17 protein-coding genes are annotated in these 21,222 nt (G+C 68.6%); 10 read left to right on the top strand and 7 right to left on the bottom strand.

The genetic code is table 11. The features are described 5' to 3' along the window. The first annotated feature begins 78 nt into the window (after positions 1–78). Complete coding sequence (locus ACLB9X_RS21415) at positions 79–570, top strand: hypothetical protein (RefSeq protein WP_410361989.1); 492 nt, start codon at positions 79–81, stop codon at positions 568–570. Between the two features lie 210 nt (positions 571–780). On the opposite strand, the gene ACLB9X_RS21410 is transcribed toward ACLB9X_RS21415, so the two are convergent. The 5 genes from ACLB9X_RS21410 to eccCa form a co-directional block, all read right to left on the bottom strand. Further along, positions 781–1,329, bottom strand: coding sequence for a hypothetical protein (locus ACLB9X_RS21410; protein ID WP_410361988.1), 549 nt, complete (start codon positions 1,327–1,329; stop codon positions 781–783). Continuing rightward, complete coding sequence (locus ACLB9X_RS21405) at positions 1,326–3,407, bottom strand: hypothetical protein (RefSeq protein ID WP_410361987.1); 2,082 nt, start codon at positions 3,405–3,407, stop codon at positions 1,326–1,328. The genes ACLB9X_RS21410 and ACLB9X_RS21405 overlap by 4 nt, the downstream gene beginning before the upstream one ends. Continuing rightward, positions 3,407–3,853 (bottom strand): hypothetical protein, encoded by a 447-nt coding sequence (locus tag ACLB9X_RS21400; protein WP_410361986.1) that lies wholly within the window; start codon positions 3,851–3,853, stop codon positions 3,407–3,409. Before ACLB9X_RS21400 ends, ACLB9X_RS21405 begins: the two co-directional genes overlap by 1 nt. 76 nt (positions 3,854–3,929) lie before the next feature. Next, positions 3,930–4,580 (bottom strand): hypothetical protein, encoded by a 651-nt coding sequence (locus tag ACLB9X_RS21395; protein WP_410361985.1) that lies wholly within the window; start codon positions 4,578–4,580, stop codon positions 3,930–3,932. Continuing rightward, positions 4,580–8,551 carry a type VII secretion protein EccCa gene (gene eccCa, locus ACLB9X_RS21390; RefSeq protein WP_410361984.1) on the bottom strand — a complete coding sequence of 1,324 codons (3,972 nt, stop codon included), beginning with the start codon at positions 8,549–8,551 and terminating at the stop codon, positions 4,580–4,582. The genes ACLB9X_RS21395 and eccCa overlap by 1 nt, the downstream gene beginning before the upstream one ends. Positions 8,552–8,774: 223 nt before the next feature. Between eccCa and eccD the strand changes: the two genes are divergently transcribed. The 6 genes from eccD (at position 8,775) to ACLB9X_RS21360 (ending at position 15,904) form a co-directional block, all read left to right on the top strand. Then, the gene (gene eccD / locus ACLB9X_RS21385; RefSeq protein WP_410361983.1) at positions 8,775–10,274 is read left to right on the top strand and encodes a type VII secretion integral membrane protein EccD; all 1,500 of its coding nucleotides are present in this window, start codon (positions 8,775–8,777) and stop codon (positions 10,272–10,274) included. A 165-nt stretch (positions 10,275–10,439) separates the two neighbouring features. Continuing rightward, complete coding sequence (gene rpsO, locus ACLB9X_RS21380; protein WP_030583699.1) at positions 10,440–10,727, top strand: 30S ribosomal protein S15; 288 nt, start codon at positions 10,440–10,442, stop codon at positions 10,725–10,727. Between the two features lie 297 nt (positions 10,728–11,024). Then, complete coding sequence (locus ACLB9X_RS21375) at positions 11,025–13,265, top strand: polyribonucleotide nucleotidyltransferase (RefSeq protein ID WP_410361982.1); 2,241 nt, start codon at positions 11,025–11,027, stop codon at positions 13,263–13,265. Further along, positions 13,262–14,641 carry a M16 family metallopeptidase gene (locus ACLB9X_RS21370; protein ID WP_410361981.1) on the top strand — a complete coding sequence of 460 codons (1,380 nt, stop codon included), beginning with the start codon at positions 13,262–13,264 and terminating at the stop codon, positions 14,639–14,641. Before ACLB9X_RS21375 ends, ACLB9X_RS21370 begins: the two co-directional genes overlap by 4 nt. Before the next feature lie 45 nt (positions 14,642–14,686). Continuing rightward, positions 14,687–15,439: a 4-hydroxy-tetrahydrodipicolinate reductase gene (gene dapB, locus ACLB9X_RS21365; RefSeq protein WP_410361980.1), complete on the top strand. Its 753-nt coding sequence runs from the start codon at positions 14,687–14,689 to the stop codon at positions 15,437–15,439. A gap of 12 nt (positions 15,440–15,451) precedes the next feature. Then, a complete protein-coding gene (locus tag ACLB9X_RS21360; protein ID WP_410361979.1) occupies positions 15,452–15,904 on the top strand; it encodes a hypothetical protein in 453 nt (150 codons plus the stop codon). Positions 15,905–16,028: 124 nt separating this feature from the next. Here ACLB9X_RS21360 and ACLB9X_RS21355 read toward each other — a convergent pair whose 3' ends face one another. Together ACLB9X_RS21355 and ACLB9X_RS21350 are read right to left on the bottom strand one after the other, a co-directional pair. Beyond that, the gene (locus ACLB9X_RS21355) at positions 16,029–16,577 is read right to left on the bottom strand and encodes a hypothetical protein (RefSeq protein ID WP_410361978.1); all 549 of its coding nucleotides are present in this window, start codon (positions 16,575–16,577) and stop codon (positions 16,029–16,031) included. Positions 16,578–16,701: 124 nt separating this feature from the next. Continuing rightward, on the bottom strand, positions 16,702–16,938 hold the full coding sequence (locus ACLB9X_RS21350; RefSeq protein ID WP_410361977.1) for a hypothetical protein: 237 nt from the start codon (positions 16,936–16,938) through the stop codon (positions 16,702–16,704). A 208-nt stretch (positions 16,939–17,146) separates the two neighbouring features. On the opposite strand from ACLB9X_RS21350, the gene thyX reads away from it, so the two are divergent. The 3 genes from thyX (at position 17,147) to ACLB9X_RS21335 (ending at position 20,858) form a co-directional block, all read left to right on the top strand. Next, a complete protein-coding gene (gene thyX / locus ACLB9X_RS21345; protein ID WP_410361976.1) occupies positions 17,147–17,887 on the top strand; it encodes an FAD-dependent thymidylate synthase in 741 nt (246 codons plus the stop codon). A 201-nt stretch (positions 17,888–18,088) separates the two neighbouring features. Further along, complete coding sequence (gene dapA / locus ACLB9X_RS21340; RefSeq protein ID WP_410361975.1) at positions 18,089–18,988, top strand: 4-hydroxy-tetrahydrodipicolinate synthase; 900 nt, start codon at positions 18,089–18,091, stop codon at positions 18,986–18,988. Positions 18,989–19,172: 184 nt separating this feature from the next. Further along, entirely contained in the window at positions 19,173–20,858 is a 1,686-nt protein-coding gene (locus tag ACLB9X_RS21335; protein WP_410361974.1) for a ribonuclease J, read from the top strand. The last annotated feature ends 364 nt before the right edge of the window (positions 20,859–21,222 follow it).

Here is a 21,222-nt window from a genome sequence, read left to right as displayed (position 1 = left end):
GGTTGCGGCACTGACGGCGAGCTTCGCGGGAACCGCCCCAGCCGCAGTTCCTACTGACGCGCTCGTTACGCTCACGGTGTGAGTGGAGACCCTGGTGATGAGTCGATCTTCGTCCGAAGGCGAGGGAGTTATGCGTACAACCCCAGAAATCCCATCGGGCGCGCGCTGATCGTGGTGAGTGTGGTGTTCCTGATCGGGTACCTGTATCACCTCTTCGACAGCGCGCAGTGGAGCGAGAACGAGCTACGGAACGCCGTTCACGAGGCCGCGCGCCACCTGGAATCGGAGCCGCAGACCCTGAGGGGCTACATCGGCTACGAGGTTCTGATCGAAGAGGCCATCGAGAAGACAGGAGAGGGGCCTGAGCACGGGCTCGTCCGCGTCGAGGAGATCGAGCATTCGCATGTTGCCGACGCCACGGCAGCCAGCCATGCCTCCGACGCCTTCGAGATCAGGACGGACGACGTCGAGACCATTCACTGCATGCGTGTGTCCCCTCCCCGGCCCGAAACAAGCATGTCGAGCTTGACCGTGACGCTCACGGTGGATGTTGCGGGAGGACGGTGCTGATGCTGGGGCCGAGGTGTGACCGCCAAGCAGTACGTCCGCTTGGGCGTGAGTCGCAGCCTGCAGACGCGAGCGTGTCGCTGGAGGAGCACCGCCATTCGGCTGCTGCGCAGTCCTCGAATACCTGGCCGTGATCCTGCGAAGCTCTTGCGTCTCGCAGGATCACGGTGGTGGCCAGCCCTTAGAGCTGCCCGCGCCAGTCCGGTGGCGGTGTCAGGCCGAGCACCCGAGCTCCTTCTTCACCTTGGGCACCAAGTCGATGGTGAAGGCCTCAATGTTCCTGCGGCGTTCGGCGACAGCGCCGCCGGCATCGCCATCCACGCTCACGTACGTGATGAGGTGGTCTGTTGCCGGGCCGGCGCAGTCCGTACTGACCATGGAGTTGGAATCACCCAACGCGCCCAAGCCATCGAACGGCAGGTTGGTCATCTTCTCCCGGTTGCGGAAGCGGAACTCCTCCGACTTGTCCATGGGGTCGTAGAGCTTGTCGACTTTGTCGACCTGAAAGGCGACGATCAACGCACCATCAACCCGGATCTGGCACCGCCCCCATGTCTTCCCCTCGGGCTTGATCACGGAATCGCCGACGACTGTGAGCTTCTCGCCATCAACGAGGAACGGGTTCAGGGCCTTCTCCTCGATGGGGACGCCGCACGCCTCTTTCGGAACGGCGTACTCCCGTCCCTCGCCGCACCCAGCGAGGGACAGTGCGAGGCATGCGGTCAGCGCTGAGGTGGCCGTGTGGCGTAGTGTCTTCGTCACTGGGTGCCCGACACTCCCTCGGCCTTCTTGTTGCCGTCGTTGGCTGCGCCCTCGATCTGCGAGTAGATGCCGTGATCCTTCGAGTAGCCCTCGTGCGTGGGGTCCTCGGCCCACTCCTTGTTCTCCCTGTACCAGAGGTCTGCGAGCCCCCGCAGCTCCTCACTGCGGTTCTCATAGGTCTTTGTGTGGTCAGCGGTGGCCTGGGCGTTGATCCTGTTCTGCTCGTCCTCGAGCATCTTCGCGGTGATCAGGTCCACGCCGCGCTGTACGGCGTCGCCGGCCGGATGCCACGGCGTCAGGAGACCACCGACGATGTGGTATCTCCACGACTTCTCCCACGAGGCGTCGGCGAGGGCTTCACCCTTGTCCGTGTTGGTCGCCTGGTAGCGGGCTTCCTCCAGGAAGCCGATCGTGCGCCCGGCGCGGTCCAGGCTGTCCTCGGGGTGGGCCTTCTCGGTGACGATGTCGGCCACGACCGACTGGTGCATGACTTGGGTGAGGGTCTGGTAGTCGTCCCTGTTCCGCGAGATCTGCTTGCTGACCTCCATCAGCTGGCCGGCGTCCAGCTCGTGCCGGCCGACAGGGTCGCTCATGGCCTTGTGGACCCAGTCGCCGTGGTTGCCCATGGCGTACGCCATGCTGTCGCGCATCTCCGGCGGGAAGTCGTTACCCGTGCCGGCCAGGATCGCCAGAGAGCGCTTCATGGCCTCGCGCTGCTCCGGGGTGTGCTCCTGGTATTTCGTCCCAGGTGCCTCCGGGTCCGTGACGCCCGACACCGCGGCGAACATGGCCTTTCCGGCGGCGTCCTTGGCCTCGTTCGGGCCGTCGTCCAGTGGCGAGTCGTCGAAGTACGGGCGGTCCTTCAGCACCCACTGGGCGTTGTCCTGCGGCTCCTTCGCGTTGAAGAAGTCTGTCGAGGCGTCCGGGCTGTTGGCCAGAGCGGTGAGGAAGCCAGTCATCGGGTCGCGGCCGAACTCCGTGTCGCCGATGAAGTTCATCTTCGGCATCGGTGGCGCGTTCCAATAGCGGTCCGGGAGCTTCATCTCCTTTTCCTTGGCGACCAGCTCGTTGCCGTACTTGTTGAGGAACTGGTCGTCGTAGTCGCCGGTCCGCATGAGGTTGCTCATGATCTGGTAGCCCCATACATCGCCGTGGCGCGTGTTGTACCGCTCGCCGGCGAGCCGCACCATGTCGTTCTCCCACTGCCGCATGGCAGGGCTGTCCGACTGGGTGGCGCCGCCGAGAACGTGGCCCAGGTTCTTCTGGAACTCGCCGAGCTGGTCGAGCTGTGTCCGGGTCAGGTCCTTCGTGGTGTCCGGGCTCGACAGGTCCGACCAGAACTCCAGCATCCCCTTCGGGCCGACCTGCGCGGCGAACTTCTCCTGGAACAACGGGTCGTTCTTGTACGAGGCGAGCAGCCCGTTCAGCTTCTGGAACTCCTCGGGCGACATCTCGTCGCCCTTCTCCTTGAGAAGCTTGGCCGCTTCCTCCGCCTTGCGCATGGCGTCGATCGCGGAGTCTCGGTCGCCGTACGAGGCCCCCGAGAAGCCGGTCTCTGCCTGGTCGACCAGGGCGCGCAGGACGGTCGCCGCCGTTGTGTCGCTCTCCGTCGCACGGTTCAGTATGCGCTGGACGTCATCCCGCAGGTGTTCCGCGTCCTGCGGAGAGTGGTCCGGGACGTCATGGCCCTTGGCGGCGCGGTCCGGGTGGATGAGCATCGTCACGGTGAAGCCACCACCGGCGATGGGGGTCACCGTGAGGTTCTTCTTGCGGCCCCTCTCCAGAGCCTGCTCCAGCTGCTCCTTGTAGCTCACCAGCTCGTCGCGGGTGTCATTGAGGATGTCGTGGATGCTCTTGGCCTGGGTATGGGCGTCGGAGAACTCACCCGCCGTCTTGGTGATGAACTCACGGGAGACCGTGGCGTTCACACCGGCCCAGTTGGCCTTGTCCGCCTTCGCCTTCAGATCGTCCCGTGCGTCCTTCTCCAACGTCTTGAGTTTGTCCATCACGCCCTTCCAGGCAGTTATGGCCTGTCCCAGCTGGGCGAAATTCCCCTGGCGCAGCGTTTCGAGGTCCATCAGCGCTGCGTCCTTTCGGTGAATCCGTCGTCCAGCGTCGCAATACTGCTCACGGCGCCGTAGATGTAGTACTCGTCGCCGGCATGTGCGCCTTTTGTGTAATCCATATGATTGGAAATGTGCGCGCAAGCGTCCAACAGGGTCTTGAGCTGCTTCTCCCAGCGCTCCTGCACATGGTCGAGCGCGCCGCCCAGCGCGAAACCCTGGGTCGTCAGATCCTTCGCGGCTGTCTGGCTGATCGACCAGGCGTCACGGCCGTGTTTGCCCAGATTGTCGAAGAGCCGGAACGCGGCGTCACCGACAGCTGCGAGATCCTGCTGGCCGACCTTCAGGTCACCTCCCGGTGGGGCTGCGCCCGGGTCGTCCGGCACACGGTTCAGCTGCATCTGCGCCGACCCCTTTTCGGCCGCCGACGCCTTCAACTGCTCCCACTCGTCCCAAGCCATCCGCAGGGCTCCTTCCCCCGTACACCGATGGACGCTTCAATTCCGAATCAACATCAACCTATGTGATGCGCTGTTCCTACGTACAAGGGCTGTCGACGACGTCGGTGGTGATGCCGTACATCAAGTTGTCGATCGCCGCGTCCCTCTCGGACTGTCCCGCCAGCGGCACCGCATGCACCGTCAGGCAGATGCTGCCGTCGATCTCGTACCGCTCGACGAACGGGCCCGTGGGGTCCGGCTCGGAGGCCGCCTCCGACCCGGACCCGCCCTCCCTGCTCGCCTCCGAGTCCCAGTCGCCGCCGGAGTCCTCGTCCTCCTTGACCAGCGTCGCCACCGGGTCCTCACGTTCCGGTCCCTTGAGCCGCGGGTCGATGAACCCGCCCCACGAGCCCTCTCCGACAGGCCATTTGCGGCGCCCTTGGCCGTCCTCCGTCTCCAGGTTCAGCGCCGCGTGCTCCACCCGGTCCAGGACCTCCGCGTGATCCGGCCCCGTCTCGAAGACGCCCGCCAGGCGCAACAGGCTGACCACCTGCCACCCGAGGAAGAGCCCCACCGCCACCAGTGCCACCCGGCGCCACATGAACGACGCCGCCGACGGCTCGTGTGGTTCCGGGTTCTCGAAGTGCGGCGCCCGGAAGCGCCACCACAGCTTGCGGGGGTCGACGAACAGTCCGAAGGCGACGAACGCCACCGCGAACACCCCGGCGAAGACCGCTGCCACGATCATCAGGACATCTCCGACGGCATCAGACCCGTCTGCACCAGCGGGTTCCCCCGCTGCCGCGAGACGAAGACGCCCCGCCCCGCCGGCATCGGCCGCATCCGCACTCCGCCGAGCACGTCGCCTTCGGTCGGATCGCCGGAGAGCAGCACACCCTGCGCGCCCAGCTCCATCATCCGCTGCATGAACGCCTCGTACGTCGCCCTGCTCGCCCCCGCCGCGTTGCGGGCGATGATGAAGCGGACGCCGACGTCCCGGGCGAAGGGCAGCAGTTCCGTCAGCTTCGCCAGCGGGTTGCCGCTCGACGTCGAGACGAGGTCGTAGTCGTCGACGACCACGTACACGCACGGACCGCGCCACCAGCTGCGGTCCCGCAGCTGCTGCGCCGTGACCTCCGCGTTGGGCGTACGGCGCTGCATCAGATCGGCCAGCGCGTCGACGTGATGGTCCATGTTGTTCGACATCGGAACGTACTCGGCCAGGTGAGTGGCCGGGGTGACGTCCAGCAGCGCACGCCGGTTGTCGATCACGAAGAACTTGGCCGAGTCGCCGTCGTAACGCTCCGTCAGCTGCTTGATCAGCAGCCGCAGCAGGTTCGACTTGCCGGACTCGCTCTCACCGAAGATCAGGAAGAACGGATCGCGGTCGAAGTTGACGAAGACCGGCTCCAGCGCGTTCTCGTCGATGCCGAACGCCACGCCGCGCTGCGGTTCGGCGTAACCCGCCGGAAGGCTCTGCGCCTGCAGCTCGCGCGGAAGGAGGCGTACGGCCGGGGCCGGAGCCGCCGTCCAGTGCCGGGTGACCTCCTGCGCCATGGCGGCCGTCGCCTCCGAGAGGTCGCTGTCGGAGCTGATGCCGTCGATGCGGGGCACGGCGGCCATGAAGTGCAGGCCCTCCGGAGTCAGACCGCGGCCGGGCACGCCCGCGGGGACGTTCGCGGCGGCCTTGCGGTCCACCTCGGAGTCCATCGTGTCGCCCAGCCTCAGCTCCAGCCTGTTCATCAGCTGGTCCTTCAGGTTGGAGCGCACCTCCATCGAACGCGACGCGGTCAGGATCACGTGGATGCCGTAACCGAGTCCGCGTGCGGCGATGTCCACCACCGCGGACTCCAGCCCCTCGTAGTCGCTGCGGAAGTTGCCCCAGCCGTCGATCACCAGGAAGACGTCGCCCCACGGCTGGTCTGTCGCCGAGATCTCGCCGCGGGCGCGGAGTTTGCGGTACGTGGCGATGGAGTCGATGCCGGCGCTGCGGAAGTACTCCTCGCGACGGGACAGGATGCCGTAGACCTCGGCCACCGTGCGCCGCACCCGCTCGGGGTCGAGACGCGAGGCCACACCGCCGACGTGCGGCAGGCTCTGGATCGACGACATACCGCCACCACCGAAGTCGAGCCCGTAGAACTGGACCTCCTGCGGTGTGTGGGTCAGCGCGAACGAGGAGATGAGCGTCCGCAGCAGGGTCGACTTGCCGGACTGCGGACCACCGATGATCTGCATGTGGCCCGCGGCTCCGGAGAAGTCCTTGTAGAGCGGGTCACGGCGCTGCTCGTACGGCTTGTCCACGAGGCCCAGGGGGACGACCAGCCGGCCGGCCCCCTCGTAGCCGGGCTGGGTGAGACCGCGGCCCTCCACCCCCGCGAGGCCGGGCAGCAGTTCGTCCAGCGCCGGCGGGTTGTCCAGCGGCGGCAGCCAGACCTGATGGGCCTCGGCGCCGCGGCCCTCCAGACGCCGCACGATCACATCGAGGACGGAGTCCGCCAGCGCGTCGTCCTCGGGCGTGCGGGCGTCGGGGACGGTCGACTGGGCGGTCGGCTGGATGTAACGGACGGGGACCGGCGCGGCGGTGAAGGGCGCCGGCCGGCGGTCGACGGGCAGCGGCCCGCTGGACACAGCCGCGTGCTGGTTGGAGCGGTACACACCGGAGACGTAGGCCGCCTTGAAGCGGACCATCTCGTCCGTGCCGTACTTGAGGTACCCGGAGCCCGGGACGTTCGGCAGTGTGTAGGCGTCGGGCACACCGATCGCGGCACGCGACTCGGCGGCGGAGAAGGTGCGCAGACCCACCCGGTACGACAGATACGTCTCCAGACCGCGAAGACGCCCCTCCTCCAGGCGCTGCGAGGCGAGCAGCAGATGGACGCCCAGCGACCGGCCGATACGGCCGATCTGCACGAACATCTCGATGAAGTCGGGCTTGGCCGTCAGCAGCTCGCTGAACTCGTCGATCACCAGGACGAGCGACGGGATGGGCTGCAGCGGCGCACCGGCCGCACGCGCCTTCTCGTAGTCGTGGATGTTCGCGTAGTTGCCCGCGTCGCGCAGCATCTCCTGCCGGCGGTTGAGCTCGCCGCGGATGGAGTCGCCCATGCGGTCCACCAGCGTGAGGTCGTCCGCGAGGTTGGTGATGACGGCGGCGACGTGCGGCATCTGGGACATGCCCGCGAAGGTCGCACCGCCCTTGAAGTCCGCGAGGACGAAGTTCAGCGTCTCCGAGGAGTGGGTGACGGCGAGACCGAGGACGAGCGTGCGCAGCAGCTCCGACTTGCCCGAACCGGTGGCGCCGACGCACAGGCCGTGCGGGCCCATGCCTTCCTGCGCCGCCTCCTTGAGGTCCAGCATGACCGGGCTGCCGTCCTCGCCGACGCCGATCGGCACGCGCAGCCGCTCGGACTGCGACCGCGGCCGCCAGGTGCGGCTGACGTCGACCGAGGCGGCGTCGCCGAGGTTCAACAGGTCGGTGAACTCCAGGTTGGCGAGCAGCGGTTCGTCGTCGTCCCCGCCGGATGCGATCCGCAGCGGAGCGAGCTGACGGGCCAGGGCCTCGGCGGCCTCCAGGCTCAGACGGTCGGGCGTTCCGTCGTACACGAGCCCGTGACCGGACTCCAGTTGCAGGGACTCGGGGTGCACGATCACGGACAGGCCGCCACGGGCGCCCGTGAGCTCACCCGGTACGACCTCGATGATCGTCACGCCCTGAAGGCCCTCCGGGGCGGCGAGCGCCGAAGCCTGCGGTACCGACTGGCCGTCGAGCACGACGACGATGTGGGGGTGGTCCAGGAGCGGGTGGTTGCCGCCCTGGAAGCGGGGGCGGCCCTCCAGGCGGGTGGCGAGCATGTCCTGCAGGTCACGCGCGTCCGTGGTGATGAGACGCCGCGTCCCCGCGCCGTCGCCGGGACCGGTGTCCTGGACGTGCGGAAGCCACTTCGCCCACTCCCATTCGGGCGCGGCGGTGGTGCTCGCCGCGACGGCGACGACCAGGTCCTCGGGGGAGTGGAGCGCTGCGAGCGAGCCGACCATGGCGCGCGCGGCCGAGCGGACGGAGTCCGGATCGCCGCTCACGGTCAGGTGGTAGAAGGCCCGCAGGGACACCGCCATCGGCAGGCCGTCGAGCGTGCTGTGCGCATGGACGAACTGCTGCATGGCACCGGCCGTGAGTGGCTCCAGCTCATCGACGGGCGCGGTCTCCGGAGCGATGAGCGGAGTGGCGAGCTGCTGGCTGCCCAGCCCGATGCGGACCTGCGCGAAGTCGTCGTCGGCGACGCGGCGTTCCCAGACCCGGCTTCCCTCGGCGACGAGCGCCCACAACTGCTCCGGGGACGGGTGCAGGTAGTACTGCGCGTCACGCTGCAGCTTCGCCGTCCTGAGCACGGTCCGCCGCATCTGCGTCAGGTACTTGAGGTAGTCCCGTCGCAGATCGGCCAACTGGCCCTGCGTACCGCGCCGGTAGCGGACGAGCATGGCGATGCCCATTCCGACCGTCGACGCGATCATCACCATGCCCATGATCCGCATGATCGGGTTCGGGGTCATGAAGAAGAAGACGACCGAACCGCCCATACCGAGCATGGGCAAGAGCTGCATCAGAGCGCCCTCCTGCTGCCCCCGGGGCAGCTCAGGCGGTGGTTGCAGCTGCACCTGCTCGCCGGGCACTTCGGACGGCAGGGCCCGTGGTGGGCGCTTGACGACGATCTGACTCACAGCTCACCGATTCCCTTGCCGGACGGAATGTTCCTATCGGCGCCCCCGTGGCGACGGGTTCCATCCGCGGGGAGGGATCCTACTTGCGTGAGGAGTCACGGGTGGGCGGTAGGGTGGCGCGACGTGTTTGCGCGCTCATGAACTACCGCAAAAAAAGGGTCATTCGGAGCGCAATGTCAGGCTCGCCAGCCAGGATCACCACGAGGGGAAGCAGCAGGTGACTATGTCGGCCCCAGCCACGGCCACCGGAGCCGGTCAGACGGCGCCCGCGACTGTGTCCAACGGCAGCACCGGCTTCTGCCGGGTCACGGTCGTGGCACCGGACAGTCGCGTCGACGTCGCCCTGCCCGAGGACATCGCCGTCGCCGACCTGTACCCGGAGATCCTGCGTCTGTCGGGCCAGACGCCCGCGCAGGGCGCCCCGGTCGGGTACCACCTGGTGCGCCGGGACGGCACGGTCCTGGACGGTGGACGTTCCCTCGCCGCCCAGCGCATCCTCGACGGCGAACTGCTGTCGCTGCGGCCGTTCGCCGAATCGCTGCCGCCGGCGGTCTTCGACGACGTGTCCGACGCCGTGGCCTCCGCCGTCGCCCGGGACCGCACGCTGTGGAGCGACGCCCTGATGCGGGGCGCGGGTCTGTTCGGCGGTTCCGTCCTGCTGGTGCTGCTGGCCTTCGCCCTGTGGTCCGCCGACCCGCGGCACGACATGCACGGCCTGCCCGGCATCCTCGCCGCCGTCGCCGGAGTGCTGCTCCTGGCGCTCGCGGCTGTGCGCGCCAGGGTGTACGACGACCGGGGCTCCTCGGTGGCGCTCGGAGTCGGTGCAATGGCGAACGCGGCCGTGGGCGGCGCCGGGCTGCTGCCGCTCGCCCAGGGGGAGGGGATCGGTAAGCTGCAGTTCCTGCTCGCCTGCGCCGCCGTCCTCGTCTGCGCCGTGATCCTCACGATCGTCGCGCCGGCCGGGGACGGACCCTTCGTCGCGTTCGTCTTCGCCGCGACCGTCGGCCTCCTGGTCACGTTCGTCGCCATCCTGACCTCGCTGGAGCCGGTCGAGACGGCGGCGGTCTGCGCACCCCTCGCCGTCGGCGCCCTCGCCTTCCTGCCGGGTCTGTCCACCCGGTTCGCCCGCCTGCCCGTCGGCTTCGAGCCGCCGCGGACGTCCGTCGGCGGTTACGGCACGGACCCCGAGCCCCAGGGTCCGGTCGACGGCGAGCGGATCGCGGCCCGAGCCCGCCGGGGGCACGAGCTGCTCGTCGGTCTGGTCGGCGGCTGTGCCCTGGTCACGGTCGGCGCCGCCGCGGTGCTCGGATTCTCCGACAACGTCTGGGGACAGCTGCTGGCTCTCGCCACGGGCATCGCCATGCTGATGCGCGCCCACCTCTTCCGCTACACCGCACAGGTCGGCTGCGCCCTGGCCGCCGGCCTCGGCGCCCTGGTGCTGCTCGGGCTCGGGCTGTGCCTCAACCCGCCCACCGGCCTCTTCCGGGACGCCCTGCGCGGGGACGGCACCGGCCTCGACATCCGTACGATCTGGCTCGCCGCCGCGATCGCCGGAGTCGCCGCGCTGATCACGGCCATCGGCCTGATCGTGCCGCGCAAGGGCGTCACGCCGTTCTGGGGCCGCTTCCTGGAGGTCGCCGAGACGTTTGTGCTGCTCACGCTCCTGCCCCTGTGCCTGGCCGTCTTCGACGTCTACCACTCCATCCGGGCTCTGACGTCCTGAACACCCTGGTACCCTGTGTGACGGCCGTTTGTGTACGCGATCCCCGGAGCCCTCCCGGACTCTGGAGCAGCGCTCATCGGACCTTCGCCTCCGAGTCACGGAAGCTCCCCTGAGACCAAGACCAGGGGCACTCGTGGGCGCATCGAACACCAAGAGGAGTACCGAGTGTCTCTCGACGCCGCTACGAAGAAGCAGATCATCGCCGAGTTCGGCACCAAGGAGGGCGACACCGGTTCCCCCGAGGTCCAGGTCGCGATGCTCTCCCGCCGCATCTCGGACCTGACCGAGCACCTCAAGACGCACAAGCACGACCACCACTCCCGTCGTGGTCTGCTGATCCTCGTCGGCCAGCGCCGCCGTCTGCTGCAGTACCTGGCCAAGAAGGACATCCAGCGCTTCCGTACGCTGGTCGACCGGCTCGGCATCCGCCGCGGTGCGGCCGGCGCCAAGTAAGACGCCGTGAAGGGAGCGGTTCCCACCGACAGGGAGCCGCTCCCTTTGCTGTACGCGCGGCAGTCGTCGCGCTGTACGTGCGCGACCGGCCGGACGGCAATTAGTCTGGTCGCACAACGCCACACACCCATCGAGCGAGAAGACGCCTCCTCGCCGCCGGTCCTCGGTAGTGGCCCCCGGAGACATGCCGGGTGCTTCGATCGAAGACCGGCCCGCACACAAGGCGCGCTTCTCCGCCACCGTCCCGCCACCACACGGGTGCCGGGACGAAAAGACGATACGTAGGAGAAATCGCTAGTGGAGAACGAGACCCACTACGCCGAGGCCGTCATCGACAACGGCACCTTCGGCACCCGCACCATCCGCTTCGAGACGGGCCGCCTGGCCAAGCAGGCCGCTGGTTCCGCCGTGGCGTACCTGGACGACGACACCATGGTGCTGTCGGCCACCACCGCGTCGAAGAAGCCCAAGGACCAGCTCGACTTCTTCCCCCTCACGGTGGACGTCGAGGAGCGGATGTACTCGGCCGGCAAGATCCCCGGCTCCTTCTTCCGCCGGGAGGGCCGGCCCTCCGAGGACGCGATCCTCACCTGCCGCCTGATCGACCGACCGCTGCGCCCGTCCTTCAAGAAGGGCCTGCGCAACGAGATCCAGATCGTCGAGACGATCATGGCGCTCAACCCCGATCACCTCTACGACGTGATCGCGATCAACGCCGCCTCCTGCTCCACGCAGCTCGCCGGCCTGCCCTTCTCCGGCCCCATCGGCGGCACCCGTGTCGCGCTGATCAAGGGCCAGTGGGTCGCGTTCCCGACGCACACCGAGCTCGAGGACGCCGTCTTCGACATGGTGGTCGCCGGCCGCGTCCTGGAGGACGGCGACGTCGCGATCATGATGGTCGAGGCCGAGGCGACCGAGAAGACGGTCGAGCTCGTCAAGGGCGGCGCCGAGGCGCCGACCGAGGAGATCGTCGCCGCCGGTCTCGAGGCCGCGAAGCCGTTCATCAAGGTCCTGTGCAAGGCGCAGTCGGACCTCGCCGCCAAGGCCGCCAAGGCCGAGGGTGAGTTCCCGGTCTTCCTCGACTACGAGGACGACGTCTACGCCGCCCTGTCCGACGCGGTCAAGGACGAGCTCGCCCAGGCGCTCACCATCGCCGGCAAGCAGGAGCGCGAGACCGAGCTGGACCGCGTGAAGGCCGTCGCCGCCGAGAAGCTGCTCCCGGCCTTCGAGGGCCGCGAGAAGGAGATCTCGGCCGCGTACCGCTCGCTGACCAAGGCCCTGGTGCGCGAGCGCGTCATCAAGGACAAGGTCCGCATCGACGGCCGTGGCGTCACGGACATCCGTACGCTGGCCGCCGAGGTCGAGGCGATCCCGCGGGTGCACGGCTCGGCGCTGTTCGAGCGTGGCGAGACCCAGATCCTGGGCGTCACCACCCTGAACATGCTCCGCATGGAGCAGCAGCTGGACACCCTCTCGCCGGTGACCCGCAAGCGCTACATGCACAACTACAACTTCCCGCCGTACTCCACCGGTGAGACCGGCCGCGTCGGTTCCCCCAAGCGCCGCGAGATCGGCCACGGCGCGCTCGCCGAGCGCGCTCTCGTGCCGGTGCTGCCGACGCGCGAGGAGTTCCCGTACGCGATCCGCCAGGTGTCCGAGGCCCTCGGCTCCAACGGATCGACGTCCATGGGTTCGGTCTGCGCCTCCACCATGTCGCTGCTGAACGCCGGTGTGCCGCTGAAGGCCCCTGTCGCCGGTATCGCCATGGGCCTGATCTCCCAGGAGATCGACGGCGAGACCCACTACGTCACCCTCACCGACATCCTCGGTGCGGAGGACGCCTTCGGTGACATGGACTTCAAGGTCGCCGGTACCAAGGAGTTCGTCACCGCCCTCCAGCTCGACACCAAGCTGGACGGCATCCCGGCCTCCGTCCTGGCCGCGGCCCTCAAGCAGGCCCGCGACGCTCGCCTCCACATCCTCGACGTGATGATGGAAGCGATCGACACCCCGGACGAGATGTCCCCGAACGCCCCGCGGATCATCACCGTCAAGATCCCCGTGGACAAGATCGGCGAGGTCATCGGCCCCAAGGGCAAGATGATCAACCAGATCCAGGAGGACACCGGCGCCGAGATCACGATCGAGGACGACGGCACCATCTACATCGGTGCCGCCGACGGCCCGGCCGCCGAGGCCGCCCGCGCCACGATCAACGGCATCGCCAACCCGACCATGCCGGAGGTCGGCGAGCGCTACCTGGGCACCGTCGTCAAGACGACCACCTTCGGTGCGTTCGTGTCCCTGCTCCCGGGCAAGGACGGCCTGCTGCACATCTCGCAGATCCGCAAGCTCGCCGGCGGCAAGCGCGTCGAGAACGTCGAGGACGTCCTCGCCGTGGGCGCCAAGGTCCAGGTCGAGATCGCCGAGATCGACTCGCGCGGCAAGCTCTCCCTGATCCCCGTGATCGAGGGCGAGGACGGCGACGAGGACAAGACCGCGGCTGACACCGGCTCCGCCGGGGGCACCGACAAGTGACATCCCGCAGTTCCAGGACGACGGCCCGCACCTCCTCGGAGGCGCGGGCCGTCGCCCGTACCCAAACCCTGCTCAAGGGCAAGGACGGCATCGGCACGGTCCGGCGCACCACCCTGCCCGGCGGACTGCGCGTCGTCACCGAGACGCTGCCGTCCGTGCGCTCGGCCACCTTCGGGATCTGGGTGAACGTCGGCTCGCGTGACGAGACGCCGTCGCTCGGCGGCGCCACCCACTACCTCGAGCACCTCCTGTTCAAGGGCACGAGCCGGCGCTCCGCCCTCGACATCTCCGCCGCCATCGACGCGGTGGGCGGCGAGATGAACGCCTTCACGGCCAAGGAATACACCTGCTACTACGCGCGGGTGCTCGACACGGACCTGCCGCTCGCCATCGACGTCGTGTGCGACATGCTCACGGGCTCGCTCATCCTCGACGAGGACGTCGACGTTGAGCGCGGCGCGATCCTCGAAGAGATCGCGATGACCGAGGACGACCCGGGCGACTGCGTGCACGACCTGTTCGCGCACACCATGTTCGGTGACTCCCCGCTCGGCCGGCCGGTCCTCGGCACCGTCGACACCGTCAACGCGCTCACGGCGGACCGCATCCGGCGCTTCTACAAGAAGCACTACGACCCCACCCACCTGATCGTCGCCGCCGCCGGCAACATCGACCACGCCACGGTCGTACGCCAGGTCCGCAGCGCCTTCGAGCGGGCCGGCGCCCTCTCCCGTACGGACGCGGTCCCCACGCCGCCCCGCGACGGGAGCCGGGCCCTGCGCACCGCCGGCCGGGTCGAGCACCTGAACCGCAGGACCGAGCAGGCGCACGTCGTGCTCGGCATGCCGGGCCTCGCCCGCACCGACGACCGTCGCTGGGCCCTCGGCGTCCTGAACACGGCGCTCGGCGGCGGGATGTCCTCGCGCCTGTTCCAGGAGGTCCGGGAGAAGCGCGGCCTCGCCTACAGCGTCTACTCGTACACGTCGGGCTTCGCCGACACGGGACTGTTCGGGGTGTACGCGGGCTGCCGGCCCAGCCAGGTCCACGACGTCCTCAAGATCTGCCGGGACGAACTCGACCGGGTCGCCACGGAAGGCCTGTCCGACGAGGAGATCGGCCGGGCCATCGGGCAGCTCGCCGGTTCCACCGTCCTCGGCCTGGAGGACACGGGCGCGCTGATGAACCGCATCGGCAAGAGTGAGCTGTGCTGGGGTTCCCAGATGTCGGTCGACGAGATGCTCGCCCGGATATCGGCCGTCACCCCCGACGAGGTGCGTGCGGTGGCCGGTGACATCCTGGGGCAGCGTCCGTCGCTGTCGGTCATCGGCCCGCTCAAGGACAAGCAGGCGGACCGTCTGCACGAAGCGGTCTCGTAAACCTCCTGCGTAACCCCCTGGCGTAACCCCTGAAGGAAGAGTGCAATGAGCAAGCTGCGCGTGGCTGTTCTCGGTGCCAAGGGCCGTATCGGCTCCGAGGCCGTACGAGCCGTCGAGGCGGCCGACGACATGGAGCTGGTCGCGGCCCTCGGCCGCGGCGACAAGCTGGAGACCCTGGTGGAATCCGGTGCACAGGTCGTGGTGGAACTGACCACTCCCGACTCCGTGATGGACAACCTCGACTTCTGCGTACGCCACGGCATGCACGCGGTCGTCGGCACCACCGGCTGGACCGACGAACGCCTCGCGCAGCTGAACACCTGGCTCGCCGCCTCGCCGGAGACCGGCGTCCTCATCGCACCCAACTTCTCCATCGGCGCGGTGCTCACCATGAAGTTCGCCGAGCAGGCGGCGCGGTTCTTCGAGTCCGTCGAGGTCGTCGAGCTGCACCACCCGAACAAGGCCGACGCCCCGTCCGGCACCGCCACCCGCACCGCCCAGCTGATCGCCGCGGCCCGCGCCGAGGCGGGCTGCGCACCGCAGCCCGACGCCACCGTCACCGCACTCGACGGCGCCCGCGGTGCCGATGTCGACGGGGTCCCGGTGCACGCGGTCCGTCTGCGCGGTCTCCTGGCCCACCAGGAAGTGCTGCTCGGCGGCGAGGGCGAGACGCTGACCATCCGGCACGACTCGCTGCACCACAGCAGCTTCATGCCCGGCATCCTGCTCGGCGTCCGCCGCGTGGTCTCCGCCCCCGGCCTCACCTTCGGGCTGGAAAACTTCCTCGACCTGGCCTGACCGGAACCTCGCATGCGCGCAAAGATCACGTACTTCGTCACGGCAGCCGTCCTGGTCGTCTACTTCGTCCTGGTCGGCAGCCGGGGCCTGATGCTGATCCGGCAGGGCACCGCGCTCACCGTCACGTTCGGTGTCGCGGTGCTGATCCTGCCGGTGATCGGCCTCTGGTTCCTGTGGAAGAACACCCAGTTCGTCACCAGGGCCAATCAGCTCGCGGCCGAGCTGGACGCCGAGGGCGGCCTGCCGGTGGACGAGCTGGTGCGTACGCCCGGCGGCCGTATCGACCGCGACTCGGCCGACGAGGTGTTCGCCAGGCGACGGGCGGAGACGGAGGACTCGCCGGACGACTGGCGCTGCTGGTTCCGCCTCGCCGTCGCGTACCACGACGCGCGCGACACACCGCGCGCCCGTAAGGCCATGCAGCGCGCGATCGCCCTGCACGACGGCAAGCCCGTCACCGACTGACGGTCCGGTCACCCGCTGACGCCCGCTGACGGCGCGGTCACCCGCCCACGGCCGGGCCCCGTCGGCGGCCGGGGCCAGCCGTCAACCGGCCCAGACCCTACGGCGTGCCGCCCCGCCCTCGCCGTCAGCCGGCGCGGTACTCGGAGCCCCAAGCCTCGATGCTGTCCGCGGCCCGGTCGAAGGCCTCGAGCCGCGACAGGAAGTCCCCGTTGTGATCGGTGAGCAGCGTGAGCTGCTCACCGCCCCGGTGATCGAGGACCAGCGCCTGCCCCTGCACGGTCCGGGGCATGCCGAGCCAGCGCACCGGCTGCTGGACGGTCCGCAGGGCGGTGGTGCGGCTCCAGGGGACCGTGGTGGTCGAGAGGAACGTCACGCGCCGCACGCCGTGCCGGCTCACCCACGTACCCATGCGCAGCAGCCGCAGCGCGGCCACGATCACGGAGCCGCCGATGACCATGCACACAGCCGTCCCGGGAAGCTCGCCCGCGAGGGCGATGATCATTCCTGCCATGAGCACGAACGAGGCGAGCAGCAGCAGAAGCGCCGCAGGCCCCACGCGCCACGGACCCGGGCGGTAGGGACGCCGCCAGCGGTCGTGGTCGTCGAAGGGCAGCGCGACATCGTCCGCTTGCGCGTCGAAAGCACGGTCGGCCGTCAGGAAGGGCAGGGGCACGACGGATCCTCACTCACCAGCACGCTCGGTTGGGCTGTGCCCGGTGAGGCTATCGAGGCGGTCGGGGGACGACCACCCCCGGGGTCCAAGGGGGTGTCCTCCGATCCGGTTGGTCACGGCCAGGTCAGCGCCCTTGGGATGCCTCGGACTTCTGCGAATGGGTGGGAGCCTGATCCGACTCCAGGGCGGGCATCCCGAGCAGCAGGGAACCGACGAGACCACCGACGATGGTGAGCCCGATCATCGCCCGCCCCAGCAGCTGCGACCTGGTCGGCCGCTCCCTGGGCGGGGGAGTGACGTTACTGCGGAAGGCGTCGGCCTCGGCGACGAACGAGAACGGGACGGCCTCTCGCCGGAACATCAGGGACTCTCCTCGACAACTCGTGGCTCAGTGGTGCGTGCCGGCCATTCGTGCGGCCGCTGCTCATACAGACGAGCAACGCGGCCGTTCGGTGCCCGAATTCCCCGAATTGACCAGCGGGGGTCCTCTCGCTCGCCGTTTCCGCGATTGTCGGTGGTCCGCCGTAGAGTGGGTGCCGCCCGAGCGATGCAACTGGAAGGACCCGCCGGTGAGCGGCACCCCCGCAGAGAACGTCAAGCCCAGCTTCCGCAGCGATGTCACGGTCGAGCTGGTGAAGCACACCGCCAGTGACTCCGACGTGCTGTGGGCCGCCCGGGTGTCCACCGCCGGCGAGCAGTCCCTCGACGAGCTCTCGAAGGACCCCAAGCGCTCCAAGGGCCTCATCAACTACCTGATGCGGGACCGCCACGGCAGCCCCTTCGAGCACAACTCGATGACCTTCTTCATCAGCGCCCCGATCTTCGTCTTCCGCGAGTTCATGCGCCACCGCGTCGGTTGGTCGTACAACGAGGAGTCCGGTCGCTACCGCCGTCTGGAGCCGGTGTTCTACATCCCGGACGAGGAGCGCAAGCTCGTCCAGGAGGGCCGCCCCGGGAAGTACGTGTTCGTGGAGGGCACCCAGGCGCAGCAGGAGCTCACCGGCCGCGTCATGTCCGACGCGTACCTGCACGCGTACCAGGCGTACCAGGAGATGCTCGATGCGGGCGTGGCCCGCGAGGTGGCCCGTTCGGTGCTGCCGGTCGGGCTGTACTCCTCGATGTACGCCACGTGCAATGCCCGCTCGCTGATGCACTTCCTCGGCCTGCGCACCCAGCACGACGACGCGAAGGTCCCGTCCTTCCCGCAGCGTGAGATCGAAATGGTCGGCGAGAGGATGGAGCAGCACTGGGCCAAGCTCATGCCGCTCACCTACGCCGCCTTCAACGCCAACGGGCGCATCGCTCCCTGACGCCGGCTGCGGGGCACAGATGTGCGGTCAGCCTGGAGAAGTGTCCGTATTGCGGCGTTTCGAGAAGTTCATCTAGGCTGATCAAACGGACCCGGCACTGCTTGAACCCCCGAGCAGGCAGTGCCGGGTTCCACATGCCACGTCGTACGTCACGTCCCCCGAGGGGACACCGGGCGCTGAGCAGCGAGTAGCGTGTTACCCATGGCTCCGATCTCCACTCCGCAGACCCCCTTCGGGCGGGTCCTCACCGCCATGGTCACGCCCTTCACGGCGGACGGCGCACTCGACGTCGCAGGCGCGCAGCGACTGGCCGCCCATCTGGTCGACGCAGGCAACGACGGCCTGGTCGTCAACGGCACCACCGGCGAGTCGCCCACCACCAGCGACGCGGAGAAAGACCAGCTCGTACGGGCCGTCCTGGAAGCGGTCGGAGACCGTGCCCACGTCGTCGCCGGCATCGGGACCAACGACACCCACCACTCCGTCGAGCTCGCCCGCGCCGCCGAGCGCGCCGGCGCACACGGCCTGCTCGCCGTCACGCCGTACTACAACAAGCCCCCTCAGGAGGGCCTGTACCGGCACTTCTCGGCCATCGCCGACGCGACGGAGCTGCCGGTCATGCTGTACGACATCCCGGGCCGCAGCGGCGTCCCGATTGACACCGAGACGATCGTCCGCCTCGCCGCGCACCCGCGCATCGTCGCCAACAAGGACGCCAAGGGCGACCTCGGCCGCGCCAGCTGGGCCATCGCCCGCAGCGGCCTCGCCTGGTACTCCGGCGACGACATGCTCAACCTGCCGCTCCTGTCCGTCGGCGCGGTCGGCTTCGTCTCCGTGGTCGGCCATGTCGTGACCCCCGAGCTGCGTGCCCTCCTCGACGCCCACCGCGGTGGCGACGTCCAGAAGGCGACGGAGATCCACCAGAAGCTGCTGCCGGTCTTCACCGGCATGTTCCGTACCCAGGGCGTGATCACCACCAAGGCGGCCCTGGCCCTCCAGGGCCTGCCCGCCGGTCCGCTGCGGCTGCCGCTCGTGGAGCTGTCCCCGGAGGAAACCGCACAGCTCAAGCTCGACCTGGCCGCCGGCGGGGTAGAGCTCTGAGCACAGACTTCACAACTGAATAGACGCAGAACCGGCCGACGTGATCGATGAGGTCGCACACCCGTGGAATCGGTGAGCCACGACCCCGATCGGACCGGCCGACACATACATCAGCAAGTGGCATGAATGTCATGTACGCCACGTGCCCGGAGGGGCGCGTGGCGTACATGGTGAGGAGAGTCTTTTGAGTCATCCGCATCCTGAACTCGGCGCGCCCCCGAAGCTGCCCAAGGGCGGCCTGCGCGTCACGCCTCTCGGCGGCCTCGGCGAGATCGGCCGGAACATGACGGTCTTCGAGTACGACGGCCGACTGCTCATCGTCGACTGCGGCGTCCTCTTCCCCGAGGAGGAGCAGCCCGGGATCGACCTGATCCTTCCGGACTTCACCACCATCCGGGACCGGCTCGACGACGTCGAAGGCATCGTGCTCACGCACGGCCACGAGGACCACATCGGCGGTGTCCCGTACCTGCTCCGGCTGAAGCCGGACATCCCGCTGATCGGCTCCAAGCTGACCCTCGCCCTGATCGAGGCCAAGCTCCAGGAGCACCGGATCCGCCCGTACACGCTCGAGGTGGCCGAGGGCAACCGCGAGCGCATCGGCCCCTTCGACTGCGAGTTCATTGCGGTCAACCACTCCATCCCCGACGCCCTGGCCGTCGCCATCCGCACCCCCGCGGGCATGGCCGTGCACACCGGCGACTTCAAGATGGACCAGCTGCCGCTCGACCGTCGGCTCACCGACCTGCACGCCTTCGCGCGGCTCAGCGAGGAGGGTATCGACCTCCTGCTGTCGGACTCGACGAACGCCGAGGTCCCGGGTTTCGTCCCGCCCGAGCGCGACATCTCGAACGTCCTCCGCACGGTCTTCGCGAACGCCCAGAAGCGGATCATCGTCGCCAGCTTCGCGAGCCACGTCCACCGCATCCAGCAGATCCTCGACGCCGCGCACGAGTACGGACGCCGGGTCGCCTTCGTCGGCCGCTCGATGGTCCGGAACATGGGCATCGCCCGCGACCTGGGCTACCTCCGCGTCCCGGCGGGGCTCGTCGTGGACGTCAAGACGCTCGACGACCTGCCCGACCACGAGGTCGTCCTCGTCTGCACCGGTTCCCAGGGCGAGCCCATGGCGGCCCTGTCCCGGATGGCCAACCGCGACCACCAGATCCGCATCGTCCAGGGCGACACGGTGATCCTGGCGTCGTCCCTCATCCCGGGCAACGAGAACGCGGTGTACCGCGTGATCAACGGCCTGAGCCGCTGGGGCGCGAACGTGGTCCACAAGGGCAACGCGAAGGTCCACGTCTCGGGCCACGCCTCGGCCGGCGAGCTGCTGTACTTCTACAACATCTGCAAGCCGAAGAACCTGATGCCCGTCCACGGGGAGTGGCGCCACCTGCGCGCCAACGCCGAGCTGGGCGCGCTCACGGGCGTCCCGAAGGACCGCATCGTCATCGCCGAGGACGGCGTGGTCGTCGACCTGGTCGACGGCAAGGCCAAGATCGTCGGCAAGGTCCAGGCCGGGTACGTGTACGTGGACGGCCTCTCGGTCGGCGACGTCACCGAGCCCGCGCTCAAGGACCGCCGCATCCTCGGAGAGGAGGGCATCATCTCGGTCTTCGTCGTCGTCGACAGCACGACGGGCAAGGTCGTGGGAGGGCCCAACATCCACGCGAGGGGCTCCGGCATCGACGACTCGGTGTTCACCGCCGTCGTGCCCAAGATCGAGGAGGCGATCGCCAAGGCGGCCTCCGACGGCGTCGCCGAGCCCCACCAACTGCAGCAACTGGTCCGGCGATCGGTGGGCAAGTGGGTGTCCGACACCTACCGCCGGCGCCCGATGATCCTGCCCGTCGTCGTCGAGGTCTGACGCCCCGGCAGGCCGTCACTCCGGAGCGGGGCCCCCGATTTGCATCGGGGCGCTCCGCTCCAGTACGTTTGCGTCTCCGCCTGAACGGGAACTCCGCACACTCACTCATGTGCGCGTACCGGTGCCCGAACGGGGCGGGGAATTCCGACTCAGAATCTCTGATAAAGTCGGGTCCGCCGGAAAGGGAAGCGCGAAAGCGAAGAACTGGAAAGCACCGAGGAAATCGGATCGGAAAGATCTGATAGAGTCGGAAACGCAAGACCGAAGGGAAGCGCCCGGAGGAAAGCCCGACGAGGGTGAGTACAAAGGAAGCGTCCGTTCCTTGAGAACTCAACAGCGTGCCAAAAATCAACGCCAGATATGT

It is taken from the genome of Streptomyces sp. 5K101, from assembly GCF_046506645.1.
Lineage (GTDB): Bacteria > Actinomycetota > Actinomycetes > Streptomycetales > Streptomycetaceae > Streptomyces.
This window is presented reverse-complemented; position numbering and strand designations above follow the sequence as displayed.

What these genes read in the sequence shown, in the direction of transcription:
- ACLB9X_RS21405 (WP_410361987.1), bottom strand. Translation starts at nt 3,407, where the DNA reads ATGGACCTCGAAACGCTGCGCCAGGGGAATTTCGCCCAGCTGGGACAG.
- ACLB9X_RS21400 (WP_410361986.1), bottom strand. Translation starts at nt 3,853, where the DNA reads ATGGCTTGGGACGAGTGGGAGCAGTTGAAGGCGTCGGCGGCCGAAAAG.
- ACLB9X_RS21395 (WP_410361985.1), bottom strand. Translation starts at nt 4,580, where the DNA reads ATGATCGTGGCAGCGGTCTTCGCCGGGGTGTTCGCGGTGGCGTTCGTC.
- eccD (WP_410361983.1), top strand. Translation starts at nt 8,775, where the DNA reads ATGTCGGCCCCAGCCACGGCCACCGGAGCCGGTCAGACGGCGCCCGCG.
- dapB (WP_410361980.1), top strand. Translation starts at nt 14,687, where the DNA reads ATGAGCAAGCTGCGCGTGGCTGTTCTCGGTGCCAAGGGCCGTATCGGC.
- ACLB9X_RS21360 (WP_410361979.1), top strand. Translation starts at nt 15,452, where the DNA reads ATGCGCGCAAAGATCACGTACTTCGTCACGGCAGCCGTCCTGGTCGTC.
- ACLB9X_RS21350 (WP_410361977.1), bottom strand. Translation starts at nt 16,938, where the DNA reads ATGTTCCGGCGAGAGGCCGTCCCGTTCTCGTTCGTCGCCGAGGCCGAC.
- dapA (WP_410361975.1), top strand. Translation starts at nt 18,089, where the DNA reads ATGGCTCCGATCTCCACTCCGCAGACCCCCTTCGGGCGGGTCCTCACC.